This window comes from Achromobacter sp. 1014246743 (assembly GCF_059760725.1).
In genome coordinates this window covers 13270-29222 of sequence record NZ_JCBANA010000059.1, presented here as the reverse complement: position 1 = coordinate 29222, position 15953 = coordinate 13270, and the positions used below count along the sequence as shown (strand labels likewise).

Sequence of the window (15953 nt, the reverse complement as noted above, 5' to 3'; positions counted from 1 at the left end):
CACATTAGCAAATACTTATGTGTTGTGCAAGCCCCGGCAGGATGGGGCGGTGCCCGCCGGCCGGCCGGCCGGCCGGGCCTCGGCCGACGGCCCGGACCGGCCCCGATGTCAGTGGATCGTGCGCGCCGCCTTGCGCGCCCGCTTGATCTCATACATGCGCGCATCCGCCAGCCGTACGGCTTCTTCGGCGGCCAGGCCGCGCGGGTCCAGCGCCACCACGCCGACGCTGGCGCCTTCGTACGGCAGCGCGGTGTCGCCCAACGGGTAGCGCCCGACCGTGGCCGCGGTGGCCCGGTCTTCGAGCGAGCGGGCGGCTTCCTGGGCGTCGCCGCGTTCGGCGTCCTGGCCCGGGGCGGCATCGCCGCGCGCCAGCGCGGGCCCGGGGCCGATCAGTACGAACTCGTCGCCGCCCAGTCGCCCGACCATGTCGGAGGTGCGCACCGCCATGGCCAGTCGCCGCGCGATTTCCTGCAGGAAAACGTCGCCCTGCTGGTGACCGTAGGTGTCGTTGATGCCCTTGAAGCCATCCAGGTCGACCACGCCCACCAGCACGCTGCCGCCTTCGCGCAGCGCGCGGCTGCGCAGGCGGTCCAGCTCTTCGTAGAGCGCCCGGCGGTTCGGCAGGCCGGTCAGCGGGTCGGTCAAGGCATAGGCCATCAGCTGCGCGTTGGCCTGGCGCAGTTCCGCCACCAGTTGTTCGCGTTCGATGAAATTGGCGATCACGCTGGAAAACAGCCGCAGGATGGATTCGGCCTGCGGCGCCACGGGCTGCTGGCGGGCGCTGGCGCCGCAGAGCGTGCCCAGCAGCAGGCCGTCGTCGGTGCGGATGGGCGCGCTGACGTAGGTCTGGATGCCCAGTTGCCGCGCCGCGTCGGAATCGGGCCAGCAGGTGGCGACGTCGCTGGTGGCCATGCGGCCTTCGTCCAGCGCGCGCTTGCACAGCGTGTCGGACCACGGCACCGACAGGCCTTCGGGAATCTGCAATCGGCCGACATTGCGTGCGTAACGGACGTGCTGCCGGTCGGCGTCGGGGTCGATCGATGTGAGGTAGGTGGATTCCAGGCCCGTCACGGTGCCCAGCATGTCCAACAAGGGGCGCGTCAACTGCTCGACCGATTTGGCCGCCTGCAGCGACGCCGACAATTCGGCAAGAATGGGGTCCAACGAAAGCTCCCTGGAAAACGCTGGCATTTCGCCGCCGGCCTGCGGCCGACGGTCGCACCATTATGCCTTGGCCCTAAAGTCCCATGTTGCACTGCCGTAAGTCAGGGTGACGTGGCCGCAAAGGCCGCGTACCTGGATACCCGTGCCCTCCGGCATGGGCAGTTGCAGTCAGAAGGCAAGCATGAAAATCACCTCGTTGCGCAACAGGATCCTGTTGATTACCTGTGTCACCGTCATCGGCGCGCTGGTGCTCTCGGGCATCGTCACGTACCAGATCGTGCGCGACAACATGATGGCGACCATCTCGGCCGACCTGGACGCCATCGCCGCCGGCAATGCCAGCGCCATCGAACGCTGGTCGGCCGACAAGGCCCAGGCCGTCACCGCCACCGCCGCCGTGATCGAAAAGGGCGACCCGCGCGGCCTGGCCAAGCTGATGGGCGAGACCAATGGCTTTCCCATCACCACCGTCGGCTGGTCCGACAAAAGCTATCTGTCGACCACGCAGACGGCCGCCGACTACGACCCCACGGCACGCCCCTGGTACAAGAGCGCGGTGGCCGCGGGCAAATTGACCGTGACCAAGCCCTATGGCGATTCGGGCACGGGCAAGCTCTACGTGGCCTTCACCACGCCCATGGTGCGTAGCGGCCAGACCGTCGGCGCCCTGAGCGGGGCCGTGCCGCTGGACGGCATCCAGGCCATCATCAAGGCCATCCGGCCCACGCCGTCCAGTCTCGCGTTCGTGCTGGCCACTGACGGCCAGGTGATCTCGCACGTGGACGACAAGCTGGCCTTGAAGCCGTCCACCGACGTGGCCGCCGAGCTGACGCCCGCTGTCCTGGCCACGATGGCGCGCGACGGCGCCACGCCCGTGGCGGTGTCGCTGGCCGGCGTGCCCAAGCTGCTCAAGGCGCGCGCCATTCCGGGCACCGACTGGTTCCTGGTGATCGCGCTGGACCGCGCCGAAGCCACGGCCGGGCTGACGCAGGTGCTCAACGCCACCTTGATTTCGGTGGTGGTGCTGACGCTGGTGGCGGTGCTGCTGGCCAGCGTGGTGACGTCGCGCGCGTTCAAGCGCCTGTCGGCAGTGCGCGACGCCATGGACACCATCGGCTCGGGTGACGGCGACATGACGCACCGGCTGGCGGTGGTGGGCCATGACGAGGTGGCGCAGATCTCGGCGTCGTTCAACGCATTTGTCGACAAGATCAGCCACGTCATGCTGGACGTGCGCACCGGCGTGCATTCCATGACGGCCGCCACCAGCGAAATCGAAATGGGCAATCGCGACCTGTCGCAGCGCACGGAAACGTCGGCCGGATCCTTGCAGGAAACCTCGTCGGCGCTGACGCAGCTGACCTCCAGCGTGCGCCAGACCGAAGAGACCGCGGAACAGGCGACGCGCCTGGCCACCGAAGCCAGCTCGGCCGCCGAGCGCGGCGGCCAGGTGGTGACGGACGCCGTCACCACGATGAGCGCGATCTCGCAGTCGTCCGAACGCATCACCGAGATCATCAGCGTGATCGACGGCATTGCCTTCCAGACCAACATCCTGGCGCTCAACGCCGCCGTGGAAGCGGCCCGCGCGGGCGAGCAGGGCCGCGGCTTCGCGGTGGTGGCGGGCGAAGTGCGCACGCTGGCGCAGCGCAGCGCGGCATCGGCGCAGGAGATTCGGGGCTTGATCCAGAACTCGGTGCAGAACGTCAAGAGCGGCACCGAGCGGGTGCAGGCGGCCGGGGTGACCATGGGCGAGATCGTCGATGGCATTTCGCGCGTGCAGCGCCTGGTCGCCGAGATCCACGGCGCCATGGCGGAACAGAGCGTGGGCATCAGCCAGATCGATCGCGCGGTGTCGGACATGGACCAGGCGACGCAGCAGAACGCGGCGCTGGTGGAAGAGTCGGCGGCCGCATCGGCCATGCTGAGCGACCAGGCGCGCGCCCTGGCCGGCACCGTGGCGCTGTTCAAGCTGCGCGACGATGCGCAAGCGGCGGGGCAACCGCGCCTGGCCCTGGCGCACGCCTGACGGCGCGCCGTCACGGGACGGCCTGTCCGCGCTACGATAGTCCCGCCGCAATCAGGCGGGATTTTTTTCGTTTGCCGCTTTTGTCCTTCTTTTCGTCCTAAAAAGGGATGCCCATGCTCCGCCGACGTCAGACCCTCTTCGCCTTGCTTCGACTGGTTGCGGGCGTGGCAGGACTTGCCATGACGCGGTCCGCCTGGTCGGGCGGTTTTGGCGTGGCGCCGACCGCCGCCGAACGCGGCGCATCGGCCCAGGGCGGCGGCGCCGCGCCGCGGCCCGACTTCATGTTCTTCGAAGCCTGGATCGACGCCAAGTACGTGGTGCCGCCGGTCAAGGCGCCGGCGGGCGGCTCGATGCGCGCCACGTTGTACACGGCCACCGGCGTGCTCGAATGGCGCGTGACGCTGGCCCGCATGACCGGGCCGGAAACGCAGGCCGCTTTCCACGGGCCCGCGACCGAGCACGAGAACGCGCCGGCCCTCATCGTGCTGCCGCCTTTCGTGCTGGAAGAAGACCGTGGCGCGCGCGAATTGCAAGGCCGCAGCACGTTGACCCCGGCGCAGATCGAAGACCTGATCGCCGAGCGCTGGTATGTCAGTGCGTCCACCGCGGCGCATCCCGAGGGTGAACTGCGCGGGCAGATCAAGACCTATCGGGGCGGGGTACACGGCGGCTGACTGCGCGCCGCATTTCAGCCCCGCTTTCCACCCGGGTTGTCCGCCCGGGTTTCCCCCTTCTTTCCCCTCCCGCTGCGGTTGTCCGCAGCGTCGGATCGGCCTGCGCGCTTCGTTTTCACCTTGCTGAAAACGGGGTCGTGCCTGACGGCTTCCTGAATTTTTTCATGCATTCAGAAATCAGTCAGCTTCATGTCACGCGACCTACGGGAAAGCGATAAGTCTTTCGCGCGTTCCGGCGCAAAAAGCGAAAGCAGATTGGAAGTGTCGATCTCTACTATCTGCCGAACTCGCCCGCAGCACCGAAATTTTCAGCGGAAAGACAGGCGGGTAAACCTGGCCGGTTGGAGAACCGGGCGGAAAAAAAACAAGCAAAAAGTGCCATCGCCTGGGAGGGCGTGTCTTATGTATCTAAGCAATAGAAACTTCGTTGCGGGGCTCTTCATGATCGCCTTCGCGTTGTTGTTCGGATTGGCGGCCACGAAATATCAGTTGGGGACGTTCAGCCGGTCCGGACCAGGGTTGTTCCCGCTGATGGTCAGTTCGCTGTTGGGGGTGATCGGCCTGATCACGGTGCTGCGCTCGCGCTTCGTGCCGCCGGTGCCGCTCAGCTACAGCTTCAAGAACATCGCCATCATCATGCTCAGCCTGTGCGGCTTTGCGGTGGTGTCCGGCTTCATCAACATGATCGTCGGCATCGTGTTCCTGGTGTTCTGCTCGACGCTGGCGGGGACTTCGTATTCGGTGGTGCGCAATATCAAGATCTCGCTGGGCCTGATCGCGGTGGCGTTTGCCTTTCGCAATCTGCTCGGTCTTAACCTGCCCCTGTTCTGATGAGACGACGCCATGGATATCCTGACTAACCTCGCGTTCGGCTTCGAACACGCGCTGACCTTGCAGAACCTGATGTACTGCGCCATCGGCTGCGTGGTCGGCACCCTGGTCGGCCTGCTGCCGGGCCTGGGCCCGCTGTCCACCATCAGCCTGCTGTTGCCGCTGACCTACTCCATTCCCACCGGCGGCGCGCTGATCATGCTGGCCGGCATCTACTACGGCGCCCAATACGGCGACAGCGTCAGCGCCATCACCATGAAGATCCCGCATGCCAGCAGCATCGTGGCGTGCATCGACGGCTACCAGATGAACCTGAAGGGCAAGACCGGGCTGGCCTTGTTCACCGCGGGCGTCTCCAGCTTCATCGGCGGCACCGTCGCCATCGTGGTGCTGTCGACGATGGCGCCGGCGCTGGGCGAAGTGGGCCTGCTGTTCGGCCCGGCCGACTACTGCGCGCTGATGCTGCTGGGCTTTTTCTGCGTCAGCTTCGTCAGCAGCGGCAGCCTGCTCAACGGCCTGGCCATGGCCATGATCGGCATCCTGCTGGGCGTGATCGGCACCGACGTGAACAGCGGCGTGGCGCGCTACACGATGGACCTGGCGTTCCTGCAGGACGGCGTGGGGCTGATCAGCATCGCGCTGGGCTGCTTCGGCATCGCCGAAATCGTCAAGAACCTGGACAACCGCAATACGCTCACGCCGTTCAACGGCAAGATCAAGCTGATTCCGACGTGGCCCGAGTTCAAGCGCATCATCCCCAGCGCGTTGCGCGGCAGCGTGGTCGGTTCGGTGCTGGGCATCCTGCCCGGCGGCGGCCCCACCATCGCGCAGTTCGCCGCCTATGCCGCCGACAAGCGCTTCAGCAAGTATCGCGACGAAATCGGTAGCGGCGCCATCGAAGGCGTGGCCGGTCAAGCCGCTGCCGACGAAGCGGCCGCACGCACCAGCTTCATTCCTTTGATGGCCATCGGCATCCCCGAAAACGCCGTCATGGCGCTGATGCTGGCCGCGTTCATCGTCAAGGGCATCCAGCCCGGCCCCAACATGATCGCCACCCACCCGGACCTGTTCTGGGGCCTGGTGGCCAGCATGTGGGTGGGCAACTGCTTCCTGCTGATCCTGAACGTGCCGCTGGTGCGCTACTGGCTGTCGGTGTTCAAGATCCCGTACACGGTGCTGTTCCCGGCGATCCTGTTCTTCTGCTGCATCGGCACGTTCAGCATCAACAACAACCTGGACGACATCTACATCACGGCGATCTTCGGCCTGATCGGCTATCTGTTCCTGCGCCTGGGCATGGAAGCGGCGCCGTTGATGCTGGGCTTCATCCTGGGCCCCATGCTGGAAGAGAACTTCCGTCGCGCCATGCTGCTCAGCCGCGGCGAGTTCGGCACGTTCTTCTCGCGTCCGATCAGCGGCACGCTGCTGGGCCTGATCGGCGCCGCGGTGGTGTGGCAGCTGGTGGTGTTCATGCGCAAGGCGCGCAAAGCCCCGGCGCTGGCCCCGCAGACCGCCGACCATTGAGGCCGCATGGCCCGGTCGACACGGCTTGCCGGGTGGACGGGGCCTGACGGATTGCCCTGGCGCGTGCCTCGCACGTGCTAGGGCCTGTGCGAGGCTCCTTTCAGTGTGAACAGGCCCTAGGGCAGATAGGCCTGCCACTCCTGCAACTGCCCGGTTCGCTGTTGCGTTCTCTTGAGCAGGCAGGCCATCTGGTCTGCGTTGCGTCCGGTACCAGCCTGGTTGACCCCGTACCAGGCATCGCACTCGCTATCCCGAAAACGCACCCACTGCCGTTGGGCCTGGGTGAATTTCGTTTTCAGCGTGGGGTAGTCGATATCCTCGGTGCGAGGCTGCGACAGCCTTTTCAGCACCTGCTGGTAGACCTTGTTGAGATCACTATCGGCCGCCTCGTAGGCGGCCTGTGCCCGCATGTCGGTACAGATGGGCGAGTAGTCGTCCGCCTTGCAGTCCTGCGCCTGCGCGCTGGACGATGCGGCCAGGACGAGCGCGGCAAAGACGCGACGGCGAAGTGTTGAACGCATGCGCATAGGGGCCGTGGGGTGGGGGGAATGCCGAATGGCAACCTCAAGCCGCTGATTATCGTCCATCCGGCCCGACGGGTCAGCGACCCATGATGCGGGCGGCGGCCAGCGCCGATTGGTGTACGGCGGCATCCCCACGCTGGCGCAGATCCGCGTCATAGCGTTGCAAGGCCTGCCCCAGCGGCAGGCCTTGTCGCGTCTGCGCCAACAAAGTGGTTAGCGATTGCGCGTCGGCCAGGGCCGTGTTCGCGCCCAGTCCGCCTGCCGGGCTCATCGCGTGCACGGCGTCGCCCAGGAAGGTCAAGCCGGGTTGCGTCCAGCGGGGCAGGGCGGGGGCGCTGTACACGGTTTTCAAGGCGATGCCGGCCGGATCGCTGGCGGCCACCATGGCGGCCAGCGCAGGGTGCACGGGGGCCAGCAGGCGTTCGGCGGCGCGTTGCCAGCGTTGGCCCGCCTCGGCATCGTGCGGAGCCGCGTCGATGTCATGCCAGACCGCGTCCGTGCCCAGCACGGCGGCCCGTTCGCCGATGACGGCCCAGTACTGGTAGGACGATATGTCGCTGAGCGGGCCGGCGGCGGTGCATTGCCGCGCAAGCTGCGGCAGCGCCGGCAGTTGCATGGCGTCCAGCACCAGCGCGTAGCCTGGGCCGAACACCACGCCCGCGCCGGCTTGCAAGTCCGCAGGCAGATCGTTGCGTGCCAGCCAGCCCGCCGGCGCCACGCCGAAGATCGTGACGGTGCCGGTGTCCTCAGGCTGGGCCTGCGGCAGATGCTGGCGCCGCAACACGGAATGCACGCCGTCGGCGGCCACGACGAGCGTGTCGGTCCGCACGGGCAGGCCATCCAGGTGCAAGCCTGCCGCGTCCAGGCCGATCACCTTGCTGTCGAAATGTACCCGCGGCCCCAACCCCGACAACAGGATTTCCCGCAGCGTCTGCCGGTGCGCCGAGCGGTCGGGCACGGCGCCGTCGTCCAGCTGCCAGGTGCCGGCAGCCCGCTGCGGCAGCGGCTGCAAGCGGGCGTCCAGCATCGCGCCGGGATGCTCATGGGCCGAGCAGCTTTGCTGGAACAGGGTATTCAATTCGGGCGGCAGGCAGTGCGCCAGCGCCGCCTGGCCGGTGGCGTCGATGCGCAGGCGGTAGCCCTGCACGCGGCTATCGGTGCGCGCATCGCGTTCGTAGACGTCGACGTCGATGCCGGCGCGCGCCAGGCCCTGCGCCAGGCACAGGCCACCCAGGCCGGCGCCGATGATGGAAACATGGAGATTCTGCATAATGCTCTCGAAGAAAGCCGGATCGACCGGTACCCTTGCAGCTTGCGCGCAAGCGGTCTTGCGCCGGTAATGCCGGTGCGCCAACAAACCATGCAAACCCGACAGCCCGATTCCCCGCCTGGCCCCGACTACAGCGAACTGCTGGACGGCCCGGCGCTGTGCGTGTTTCACGGCGCGGATGCGCCGGGCAACGAATTCCGCCTGGGCTCGCGCGACTACGACTGGCATGCGCACGCGCGCGGCCAGTTGTTCGGGGTGGACAGCGGCTCGATGCGGGTGCGCACCGAGTCGGGGGCATGGCTGCTGCCGCCGCAACGGGCGGGCTGGATTCCGCCTGGCCAGCGGCACCAGGTCAGCGTGGCGGACGCGGCCGGCGGCTGGGTGGCGCTGGTGCATCCCGAGGCCGCCGTGCATCTGCCCCCCGCGCCGTGCGTGCTGGGGGTGGGCAGCCTGCTGCGCGCCATGGTGCGGCGCGCGGGCGATTGGTCGGACAAGCTGTCGCTGGATTCGGCGCAATCGCGGTTCGCGGCGGTGCTGCTGGACGAGATCGAAGCCGCGCCGCAAGAACCCCTGCACCTGCCGTGGCCGCGCGATCGGCGCCTGGCCCGCCTGGCGCAGGCCCTGGCCGAAGACCCCGCCGACAATCGCCCGCTGGATGCCCTGGCGGTGCAAGCGGGCCTCGCGCCCCGCACGGCGCAGCGCCTGTTCGCCGACGAAACCGGCCTGGGCTTTGCGCAATGGCGCCAGCAGTTGCGCTTGATCCATGCGCTGGAACGGCTCAGCGCCGGCCAACCGGTGGCGCAGGTGGCCGACGCGCTGGGTTACGCCACGCCCAGCAATTTCATCGCCATGTTCAAGCGTGCCTACGGCATGACGCCGGGCCGCTATCTGCAAGGGGCGGCGGGCCAGGACTAGCCCGGGCCGGGTTGAGGCAGGCCTTATTCCGCCAACTTGTGCATCTCGGCGATCAGGTCCGACTTGCCCTCGAAGCCGATGCCGGGCAATTCCGGAAGCGTGACGTAGCCGTTGTCGACCCGCACGCCATCGGGAAAGCCGCCATACGGCTGGAACAGGTCGGGGTAGGATTCGTTGCCGCCCAGCCCCAGGCCGGCCGCGATGTTGAGCGACATCTGGTGGCCGCCATGCGGAATGCAGCGGCTGGCCGACCAGCCATGCTGGCGCAGCATGTCCAGCGTGCGCAGGTATTCCACCAGGCCGTAGCTGAGTGCGCAGTCGAACTGCAGCCAGTCGCGGTCGGGGCGCATGCCGCCGTAGCGGACCAGGTTGCGCGCGTCCTGCATCGAGAAGAGGTTTTCGCCCGTGGCCATCGGCTTGTCGTAGTAATTGCGCAAGGTGGCCTGCAGTTCGAAGTCCAGCGGGTCGCCGGCTTCTTCATACCAGAAGAGGTCGTACTGCGACAGCGCCTTGGCGTACTGGATGGCGGTGTCCAGGTCGAAGCGGCCATTGGCGTCGACCGCCAGCTTGCGGCCGTCGCCCAGCACGCTCAGGATCGAGTCGATGCGGCGCAGGTCTTCGTCCAGCGAGGCGCCGCCGATCTTCTTTTTCACCACCGTGTAGCCGCGGTCGACGTAGCTGCGCATTTCGTCCTTGAGCTTGGCGTGGTCCTGCCCCGGGTAGTAGTAGCCCCCGGCCGCGTAGACGAACACGCGGCGGTCAGGTTGGCCGTTGCCATAGCGTTCGGCCAGCAGCTGGAACAGGGGCTTGCCCTCGATCTTGGCCACCGCGTCCCACACCGCCATGTCCAGCGTGCCGATGGCCACCGAGCGTTCGCCGTGGCCGCCGGGCTTTTCGTTGGTGTACATCGTGTTCCAGATGCGGTGCGGGTCCAGGTTGTCGCCCGCGTCGTTCAACAGGCTGGCGGGGTCCGCTTCCAGCAGGCGGGGAATGAAGCGTTCGCGCATCAGCATGCCCTGGCCATAGCGGCCATTGGAATTGAAGCCGTAGCCGATCACGCGCTTGCCGTTGCGCACCACGTCTGTCACCACCGCCACCAGGCTCAGCGTCATCTTGCTGAAGTCGATGTAGGCGTTGCGGATGGGCGAGCTGATGGGAACGGTCTTTTCGCGGATCTCGATGATTTTCATGCTGTCTCCTGGGCCGGGCGGCGGATGGGAAAACCGTAGATTATTCGCGTCGCCTCGCATTATGATTCGCTGGAAATCACATCTTTATTAACTTAAAGTGAATAAAACTGTGCCCGGCATCGGGTGCGATAGTGCCTTCGCGCAAGGGCTTCCCATGAACCACGACCTGGCGTCTTCGCTGGAATTCTTTGTGCTGCTGGCCCGCCACGGCAATCTGTCGGCGGTGGCGCGCATGCTCGACCTGACCCCGCCCGCGGCCACCAAGCGCCTGGCGCAACTTGAAGCGCGGCTGGGCGTGCGGCTGGTGAACCGCACCACGCGCAGCATCAGCCTCACGCCCGAAGGCGAAACCTATCTGCACTACGCCACGCGCATCCTGGCCGATGTGCGCGAGATGGAAGACGTGGTGTCGTCCAGCCGCTCGGTGCCCAAGGGCCTGCTGCGCATCAATGCCACGCTGGGCTTCGGCCGCACCGCCATTGCGCCCATCGTGTCCGAATTCGCCGCGCGCCACCCGCAGGTCGAGGTGCAGCTGGACGTGACCGACCGCCCCATCGACCTGGTCGAAAGCGGGGTGGACCTGGGCATTCGTTTCGGCGCCTTGCCCGACCAGCGCCTGGTGGCGCGGCGCGTCCTGTCGAACCGGCGCTTCCTGTGCGCCGCGCCGCGCTACCTGGCGCAGCGTGGCGAACCCGCCAGCCTGAAAGACCTTGAGCGGCACCAGTGCATCATTCACCGCCAGAACGAAGACGCCTACGGCGTGTGGCGCTTCACGCGCAACGGCCGCGCCGACACCGTGAAGGTGCACGGCGCGCTGTCCAGCAACGACGGCGACATCGTGCTGAACTGGGCGCTGGACGGCCACGGCATTTTGATCCGTTCGGAATGGGACCTGGCCAAGTACCTGGAAAGCGGCCGGCTGCGCGTGGTGCTGCCGGATTTCATCCTGCCGTCGGCGGACCTGTTCGTGTATTACCCCAGCAAGCGCAACCTGTCGGCGCGCACGCGCGCGTTCATCGATTTCCTGATGGCGCGGTTCGAGACGCCCGCGGCGTCAGCCGCCTAGCGTCGTCAGCCGCCCAGCGCGGCCAGGTTCAACACATGGCTATGCCCGATCCAGGCCGCGCAGTCGCGGTGGTCGCGCAGTGACTGGCCGGTGTTGGGGTGCAGGAACACGTCCAGCGCGCCATGGTTCAGCGTCAGCCAGGTCATGACCTGATGCAGCGCGGCCGGCGCGAACGCGATCTGGTAGCTCCATTGCGGATGCGGGCCGACCGGGCGTTCATGGAAGCGGCCCATGTCGACCGTGTCGCCGAAGTGCGCGATGACCTGTTCGCGCAAGTTCCAGGCCGCGTCGCGGCTGTCGGCGTTGAAATAGACGTGGGCGTGCCAGCTGTCGACGAGTTCGGGGTTCAGGATCATGGCGTCAGCCTCCGGCGCGTTTGGCGCGGTGGCCCAGTTTGTTGAGTGCGTCCAGGATGCGGTCGCAGTGGTCGCCCTGGACTTCGATGATGCCGTTCTTGACGGTGCCGCCCGAGCCGCAGGCGGTGCGCAATTGCTTGCCCAGCGCGGCGAGCGCGTCGGCGTCCAGCGGCAGGCCTTTCACCACGGTCACGGCCTTGCCGCCGCGGCCCTTGGTTTCCCGCATGACGCGCACGCCGCCGGGGGCCGGGGCGGGGCGCGCTGGCGCCTGGCATTGGCAATCGGCAAGCGGGCGCCGGCAATCCGGGCACATCCGGCCGCCGTCGGTGGAATAGACGAGTCCGCCCTTGGAGCTGTTCTTCATGGTGTTGCGGGGTGAGGCAGGTTCAAGCGGCCATTATGCCGCACCGCCTACTCGTCAAAGCCACGCGGGCCCAGGGTGTCGGTCAGGTAGTCGATGAACGACTTGATGCGCGACGAGATCGCGGTATTGCGATAGTAGACCGCGTTGATCGGCTGGCGCACGTCCAGCGTCTGGCGCGCAAACAGCGGCTGCAAAGCGCCCGACTGGCGGTCGGCGCGGGTCATGAAGTCGGACAGGCAGACGATGCCGGCACCGTGCAGCGCCAGTTGCCGCAGGGTTTCGCCGCTGTGCGAACGGATGGCGGGCTGGATGTGCAGCGGTTCGCCGGTGCTGTCGGCCAGGGGCCATTGGTTCAGCGCTTCCAGCTGCGAGAAACCCAGCAGGGTATGGGCTTGCAGGTCGTCGATGCGCTTGGGCGTGCCATGCGCGGCCAGGTAGGCGGGGCTGGCCAGCACCCGCACGCGGCTGCGGCCGATGGGCACCGCGTGCAGCGACGAATCCTTCAGGCTGCCGATGCGCAGCGCCAAGTCGGTACGGCGTTCGAGCAGGTCGATGTTGCCTTCGTTGCTGTTCAGTTCCAGCTCGACCTTGGGATAGCGCGCGCGGTAGCCCGGCACCAGCGGCACGATGACGTGCAGCATGAAGGGCGAGGCGGCGTCGACCCGCAGGCGGCCGGCCGGCTGGTTGCGGCGCGCGGTCATCAGTTCTTCGGTTTCCTCGACGGCGGCGATGATCTTCCTGGCCTGCTCCAGGTAGGCGCGGCCCTCTTCGGTCAGTTCCAGCCGGCGGGTGGTGCGGCGCATCAGCGTGGTCTGCAGCTTTTCTTCCAGCCGGCTCATGGTGCGGCTGGTGGCGGAAATGGTCTGCTGCAGCACATCGGCGGCGGCGGTGATCGAGCCGCTGTCCACGATGGCGATAAAGACCTGCATTTCGTCGAGTGTCGTCTTCATATTTGACGTTATATCAAAAGTATTTCGCCAATACAGGGCTTATTCCGCAAGTATCGCGCAGGCACACTGAACCCATTCCAACACTTATCCGGAGTTTTTACATGAGCATTCCGTCTTTTGGCGTGGGGACCTTCCGCCTGCAGGGCCAGGTCGTCATCGATTCGGTGCGCAACGCGCTGGACGTGGGCTACCGCGCCGTCGATACCGCCCAGATCTATGAAAACGAAGCCGAGGTCGGCCAGGCCATCGAGGCCAGCGGCGTGGCCCGAGGCGACCTGTTCCTGACCACCAAGATCTGGGTGCCCAACTACAGCCGCGCGAAACTCGTGCCCAGCCTGAAGGAAAGCCTGGCCAAGCTGCGCACTGATTACGTCGACCTGACCCTGATCCATTGGCCCGCGCCCGGCAATGGCGTGTCCGTGGCCGAATTCATGGCCGCGCTGGCCGACGCCCGCGAACAGGGCCTGACCCGCCAGATCGGCATTTCCAACTTCCCCATCGCCGAAACCCGCGAGGCCATCGCCGCGGTGGGCAAGGACGCCATCGCCACCAACCAGATCGAACTGAGCCCGTACCTGCAAAGCCCCACGCTGGTGAGCTTCCTGCAGGCGCAGGGCATTCACATCACCTCGTACATGACCCTGGCCTACGGCAAGGTGCTCAAGGACCCGGTGATCGGCCAGATCGCGCAGCGCCACAACGCCACGCCGGCCCAGGTGGCCCTGGCCTGGGCATTGCAGCGCGGCTTTGCCGTGATTCCGTCGTCGACCAAGCGCGACAACCTGGCCAGCAACCTGCTGGCCCGCGACCTGCGCCTGACCGAGGACGACATGGCGCAGATCGCCGCGCTGGATCGCAACGGCCGTGAAGTCAGCCCCGACGGCCTGGCCGCCGCCTGGGATTGAGATCCGCCACGGCTGGACCCCGGTGTCCGGGGCCTGGCCCGCGGACGCGGCACGCAAGGAGCAACGCATCATGAAGCTATTCATCACAGGCGCCAGCGGTTTCATCGGCGGCGCGGTGGCCGCCTCGATGGCCCGCGCCGGCCATCAGGTCCGCGGCCTGATCCGCAATCCGGAGCGGGCGGATGAACTGCGCCGGTTCGGCATCGAACCCGTGCTGGGCACGCTGGACGACGTCGCGCGGCTCAAGGCCGAAGCGCAGGCCGCCGATGCCGTCATCAACGCGGCCAGCAGCGACCACCGCGGCGCGGTCGAAGCGCTGCTGGCCGGGCTGGCCGGCAGCGGCAAGGCGTTCATCCACACCAGCGGCAGCAGCCTGGTCAGCGACGACGCGCTGGGCGAGCCGGGGGACGCGGTGTTCGACGAAACCACGCCGGTCGACCCGGTGCCCGGCAAGGTGGCGCGCATTGCCATCAACGACCTGATCCTGGGCGCCGCGCCGGGCGTGCGCAGCGTGGTGCTGTGCCACAGCCTGATCTATGGTTCCACCGAGGCGCCGCGCGCGCAGAGCGTGCAGATTCCGCCGCTGGTGGCACAGGCCCGCGAAAGCGGCATCGCGCGGTACGTGGGCCGGGGCCTGAACCGCTGGTCCAACGTGCACATTGCGGACGTGGCCGAGCTGTACCACCTGGCGCTGGCCCAGGCGCCGGCGGGCAGCTTCTATTTTGTCGAGAACGGCGAAACGGCCTTTGTCGACCTGGTGGGCGCGATTGCCCAGGCATTGAAGCTGGGGCCGGCCCAGGCCTGGGACCCCGTCCAGGCGGTGGCGTACTGGGGGCAGGACCTGGGCGCCTACGCGTTGGGATCCAACAGCCGGGTCCGGTCGGGCAAGGCGCGCCGGGAACTGGGCTGGGCGCCGCGGCACGGCGACGTGATCGCTTGGGTGCGCGACGCCATCGCGTAAGGCGGGGCGCACCCCATGCTCGGCGGGCCGGCCGTCCACGGGATGGCCCAACGGCCGGCCGCCGTCAGCAAAACGCCAACCGAGTTGCGGTAAGGTAATCGTTCCCCTTCAGTGACACCGCACGGAGCAGAACTTGAAATACCGCAAACTCGGCCGTACCGACCTGGACGTCAGCCTGATCGGCCTGGGCACCATGACCTGGGGCGAGCAGAATACCGAGGCCGAAGCCCACCAGCAGCTGGATTACGCGCTGGAGCGCGGCATCAACCTGGTCGACGTGGCCGAGATGTATCCCGTGCCGCCCAAGCCCGAAACCCAGGGCCTGACCGAAACCTATATCGGCACCTGGCTGGCGCGCAGCAAGCGCCGCCAGGACATCGTGCTGGCCAGCAAGGTGGCCGGCCCGGTGCGCGACCCCAAGCGCCCCGGCCACATCCGTGACGGCAAGACCTTCCTGGACCGCAAGAACCTGACCGAAGCGCTGGACGCCAGCCTGAAGCGCCTGCAGACGGACTACCTGGACCTGTACCAGCTGCATTGGCCCGACCGCACCACCGCCACCTTCGGCCAGCTGTCGTACCCGTGGGTCAAGGACGACCACACCGTGCCGATCGAAGAAACCCTGTCGGTCCTGCAGGATTTCGTGCGCGCCGGCAAGGTGCGCCACGTGGGCGTGTCCAACGAAACGCCGTGGGGCGTGTCGCAATTCCTGAAGGCATCCGACAACCTGGGCCTGCCGCGCATCGCGTCCATTCAAAACGCCTACAGCCTGCTCAACCGCGTGTATGAAATCGGCCTGTCCGAATTCACCCACCACGAAGGCGTGGGCCTGTTGGCCTATTCGCCGCTGGCGATGGGCATGCTGTGCGGCAAGTACCTGGACGGCGCCCGTCCGGCCAACGCGCGGCTGACGCTGTACACGCGCTTCACGCGCTACAGCAATCCGCAGGCCGAGGCCGCCACCCGCGAATACGTCGAACTGGCGCGCCAGCACGGCGTGTCGCCCACGCACCTGGCGTTGGCCTGGATCAACCAGCGCCCGTTCGTCACCAGCAACCTGATCGGCGCCACCAACCTCGATCAACTCAAGGAAAATATCGACAGCGTCGATGTGGACCTGTCGGCCGACGTGCTCAAGGCCATCGACCAGATCCACGTGCGCCACCCGAATCCGGCGCCCTGATCCCGCTTGCCGGCGACGAGGGCCGCCCGCGCGACCCCCGTTCCCGC

16 protein-coding genes are annotated in these 15953 nt (G+C 67.1%); 9 read left to right on the top strand and 7 right to left on the bottom strand.

All coding sequences use genetic code 11. The features are described 5' to 3' along the window. Positions 1-108: 108 nt before the first annotated feature. Positions 109-1164 (bottom strand): GGDEF domain-containing protein, encoded by a 1056-nt coding sequence (locus tag AC6LJ2_RS22255; protein ID WP_263910048.1) that lies wholly within the window; start codon positions 1162-1164, stop codon positions 109-111. Between the two features lie 181 nt (positions 1165-1345). Here AC6LJ2_RS22255 and AC6LJ2_RS22250 point away from each other — a divergent pair, with 181 nt between their 5' ends. The 4 genes from AC6LJ2_RS22250 (at position 1346) to AC6LJ2_RS22235 (ending at position 6222) form a co-directional block, all read left to right on the top strand. Continuing rightward, on the top strand, positions 1346-3193 hold the full coding sequence (locus AC6LJ2_RS22250) for a methyl-accepting chemotaxis protein (protein WP_263910050.1): 1848 nt from the start codon (positions 1346-1348) through the stop codon (positions 3191-3193). Between the two features lie 179 nt (positions 3194-3372). Further along, positions 3373-3867 (top strand): CHRD domain-containing protein, encoded by a 495-nt coding sequence (locus AC6LJ2_RS22245; protein ID WP_445657416.1) that lies wholly within the window; start codon positions 3373-3375, stop codon positions 3865-3867. Between the two features lie 402 nt (positions 3868-4269). Next, complete coding sequence (locus AC6LJ2_RS22240; protein WP_175191249.1) at positions 4270-4698, top strand: tripartite tricarboxylate transporter TctB family protein; 429 nt, start codon at positions 4270-4272, stop codon at positions 4696-4698. A gap of 12 nt (positions 4699-4710) precedes the next feature. Further along, positions 4711-6222 carry a tripartite tricarboxylate transporter permease gene (locus tag AC6LJ2_RS22235; protein WP_263910054.1) on the top strand — a complete coding sequence of 504 codons (1512 nt, stop codon included), beginning with the start codon at positions 4711-4713 and terminating at the stop codon, positions 6220-6222. A gap of 116 nt (positions 6223-6338) precedes the next feature. Here AC6LJ2_RS22235 and AC6LJ2_RS22230 read toward each other — a convergent pair whose 3' ends face one another. Both AC6LJ2_RS22230 and AC6LJ2_RS22225 read right to left on the bottom strand, forming a co-directional pair. Continuing rightward, entirely contained in the window at positions 6339-6743 is a 405-nt protein-coding gene (locus tag AC6LJ2_RS22230) for a lysozyme inhibitor LprI family protein (RefSeq protein WP_263910056.1), read from the bottom strand. A 79-nt stretch (positions 6744-6822) separates the two neighbouring features. Beyond that, on the bottom strand, positions 6823-8016 hold the full coding sequence (locus tag AC6LJ2_RS22225) for an FAD-dependent monooxygenase (protein WP_263910058.1): 1194 nt from the start codon (positions 8014-8016) through the stop codon (positions 6823-6825). A 90-nt stretch (positions 8017-8106) separates the two neighbouring features. On the opposite strand from AC6LJ2_RS22225, the gene AC6LJ2_RS22220 reads away from it, so the two are divergent. Further along, positions 8107-8931: an AraC family transcriptional regulator gene (locus AC6LJ2_RS22220; protein WP_498152198.1), complete on the top strand. Its 825-nt coding sequence runs from the start codon at positions 8107-8109 to the stop codon at positions 8929-8931. Positions 8932-8954: 23 nt separating this feature from the next. On the opposite strand, the gene AC6LJ2_RS22215 is transcribed toward AC6LJ2_RS22220, so the two are convergent. Then, on the bottom strand, positions 8955-10121 hold the full coding sequence (locus AC6LJ2_RS22215) for a mandelate racemase/muconate lactonizing enzyme family protein (protein ID WP_445657412.1): 1167 nt from the start codon (positions 10119-10121) through the stop codon (positions 8955-8957). Positions 10122-10275: 154 nt separating this feature from the next. Between AC6LJ2_RS22215 and AC6LJ2_RS22210 the strand changes: the two genes are divergently transcribed. After that, a complete protein-coding gene (locus AC6LJ2_RS22210) occupies positions 10276-11187 on the top strand; it encodes a LysR family transcriptional regulator (RefSeq protein ID WP_498152197.1) in 912 nt (303 codons plus the stop codon). Between the two features lie 5 nt (positions 11188-11192). On the opposite strand, the gene AC6LJ2_RS22205 is transcribed toward AC6LJ2_RS22210, so the two are convergent. Genes AC6LJ2_RS22205 through AC6LJ2_RS22195 form a run of 3 tightly spaced genes read right to left on the bottom strand, consistent with a single transcriptional unit; the run spans position 11193 to position 12857 of the window. Further along, a complete protein-coding gene (locus AC6LJ2_RS22205; RefSeq protein WP_445657410.1) occupies positions 11193-11543 on the bottom strand; it encodes a DOPA 4,5-dioxygenase family protein in 351 nt (116 codons plus the stop codon). Between the two features lie 4 nt (positions 11544-11547). After that, positions 11548-11907, bottom strand: coding sequence for a translation initiation factor Sui1 (locus AC6LJ2_RS22200; protein ID WP_498152196.1), 360 nt, complete (start codon positions 11905-11907; stop codon positions 11548-11550). Between the two features lie 47 nt (positions 11908-11954). Continuing rightward, positions 11955-12857: a LysR substrate-binding domain-containing protein gene (locus tag AC6LJ2_RS22195; protein WP_445657409.1), complete on the bottom strand. Its 903-nt coding sequence runs from the start codon at positions 12855-12857 to the stop codon at positions 11955-11957. Positions 12858-12958: 101 nt separating this feature from the next. Here AC6LJ2_RS22195 and dkgB point away from each other — a divergent pair, with 101 nt between their 5' ends. The 3 genes from dkgB to AC6LJ2_RS22180 all read left to right on the top strand — a co-directional run bounded on the left by dkgB (position 12959) and on the right by AC6LJ2_RS22180 (position 15906). After that, complete coding sequence (dkgB, locus tag AC6LJ2_RS22190) at positions 12959-13762, top strand: 2,5-didehydrogluconate reductase DkgB (RefSeq protein WP_263910065.1); 804 nt, start codon at positions 12959-12961, stop codon at positions 13760-13762. Between the two features lie 70 nt (positions 13763-13832). Then, positions 13833-14723 carry an NAD-dependent epimerase/dehydratase family protein gene (locus tag AC6LJ2_RS22185; RefSeq protein ID WP_445657407.1) on the top strand — a complete coding sequence of 297 codons (891 nt, stop codon included), beginning with the start codon at positions 13833-13835 and terminating at the stop codon, positions 14721-14723. A gap of 133 nt (positions 14724-14856) precedes the next feature. After that, positions 14857-15906, top strand: a complete 1050-nt coding sequence (locus AC6LJ2_RS22180) for an NADP(H)-dependent aldo-keto reductase (RefSeq protein ID WP_498152195.1) — start codon at positions 14857-14859, stop codon at positions 15904-15906. Positions 15907-15953 lie beyond the last annotated feature (47 nt).

What these genes read in the sequence shown, in the direction of transcription:
- AC6LJ2_RS22200 (WP_498152196.1), bottom strand. Translation starts at nt 11,907, where the DNA reads ATGAAGAACAGCTCCAAGGGCGGACTCGTCTATTCCACCGACGGCGGC.
- AC6LJ2_RS22230 (WP_263910056.1), bottom strand. Translation starts at nt 6,743, where the DNA reads ATGCGTTCAACACTTCGCCGTCGCGTCTTTGCCGCGCTCGTCCTGGCC.
- AC6LJ2_RS22185 (WP_445657407.1), top strand. Translation starts at nt 13,833, where the DNA reads ATGAAGCTATTCATCACAGGCGCCAGCGGTTTCATCGGCGGCGCGGTG.
- AC6LJ2_RS22220 (WP_498152198.1), top strand. Translation starts at nt 8,107, where the DNA reads ATGCAAACCCGACAGCCCGATTCCCCGCCTGGCCCCGACTACAGCGAA.
- AC6LJ2_RS22245 (WP_445657416.1), top strand. Translation starts at nt 3,373, where the DNA reads ATGACGCGGTCCGCCTGGTCGGGCGGTTTTGGCGTGGCGCCGACCGCC.
- AC6LJ2_RS22240 (WP_175191249.1), top strand. Translation starts at nt 4,270, where the DNA reads ATGTATCTAAGCAATAGAAACTTCGTTGCGGGGCTCTTCATGATCGCC.
- dkgB (WP_263910065.1), top strand. Translation starts at nt 12,959, where the DNA reads ATGAGCATTCCGTCTTTTGGCGTGGGGACCTTCCGCCTGCAGGGCCAG.
- AC6LJ2_RS22225 (WP_263910058.1), bottom strand. Translation starts at nt 8,016, where the DNA reads ATGCAGAATCTCCATGTTTCCATCATCGGCGCCGGCCTGGGTGGCCTG.
- AC6LJ2_RS22215 (WP_445657412.1), bottom strand. Translation starts at nt 10,121, where the DNA reads ATGAAAATCATCGAGATCCGCGAAAAGACCGTTCCCATCAGCTCGCCC.
- AC6LJ2_RS22250 (WP_263910050.1), top strand. Translation starts at nt 1,346, where the DNA reads ATGAAAATCACCTCGTTGCGCAACAGGATCCTGTTGATTACCTGTGTC.
- AC6LJ2_RS22205 (WP_445657410.1), bottom strand. Translation starts at nt 11,543, where the DNA reads ATGATCCTGAACCCCGAACTCGTCGACAGCTGGCACGCCCACGTCTAT.
- AC6LJ2_RS22235 (WP_263910054.1), top strand. Translation starts at nt 4,711, where the DNA reads ATGGATATCCTGACTAACCTCGCGTTCGGCTTCGAACACGCGCTGACC.
- AC6LJ2_RS22210 (WP_498152197.1), top strand. Translation starts at nt 10,276, where the DNA reads ATGAACCACGACCTGGCGTCTTCGCTGGAATTCTTTGTGCTGCTGGCC.
- AC6LJ2_RS22195 (WP_445657409.1), bottom strand. Translation starts at nt 12,857, where the DNA reads ATGAAGACGACACTCGACGAAATGCAGGTCTTTATCGCCATCGTGGAC.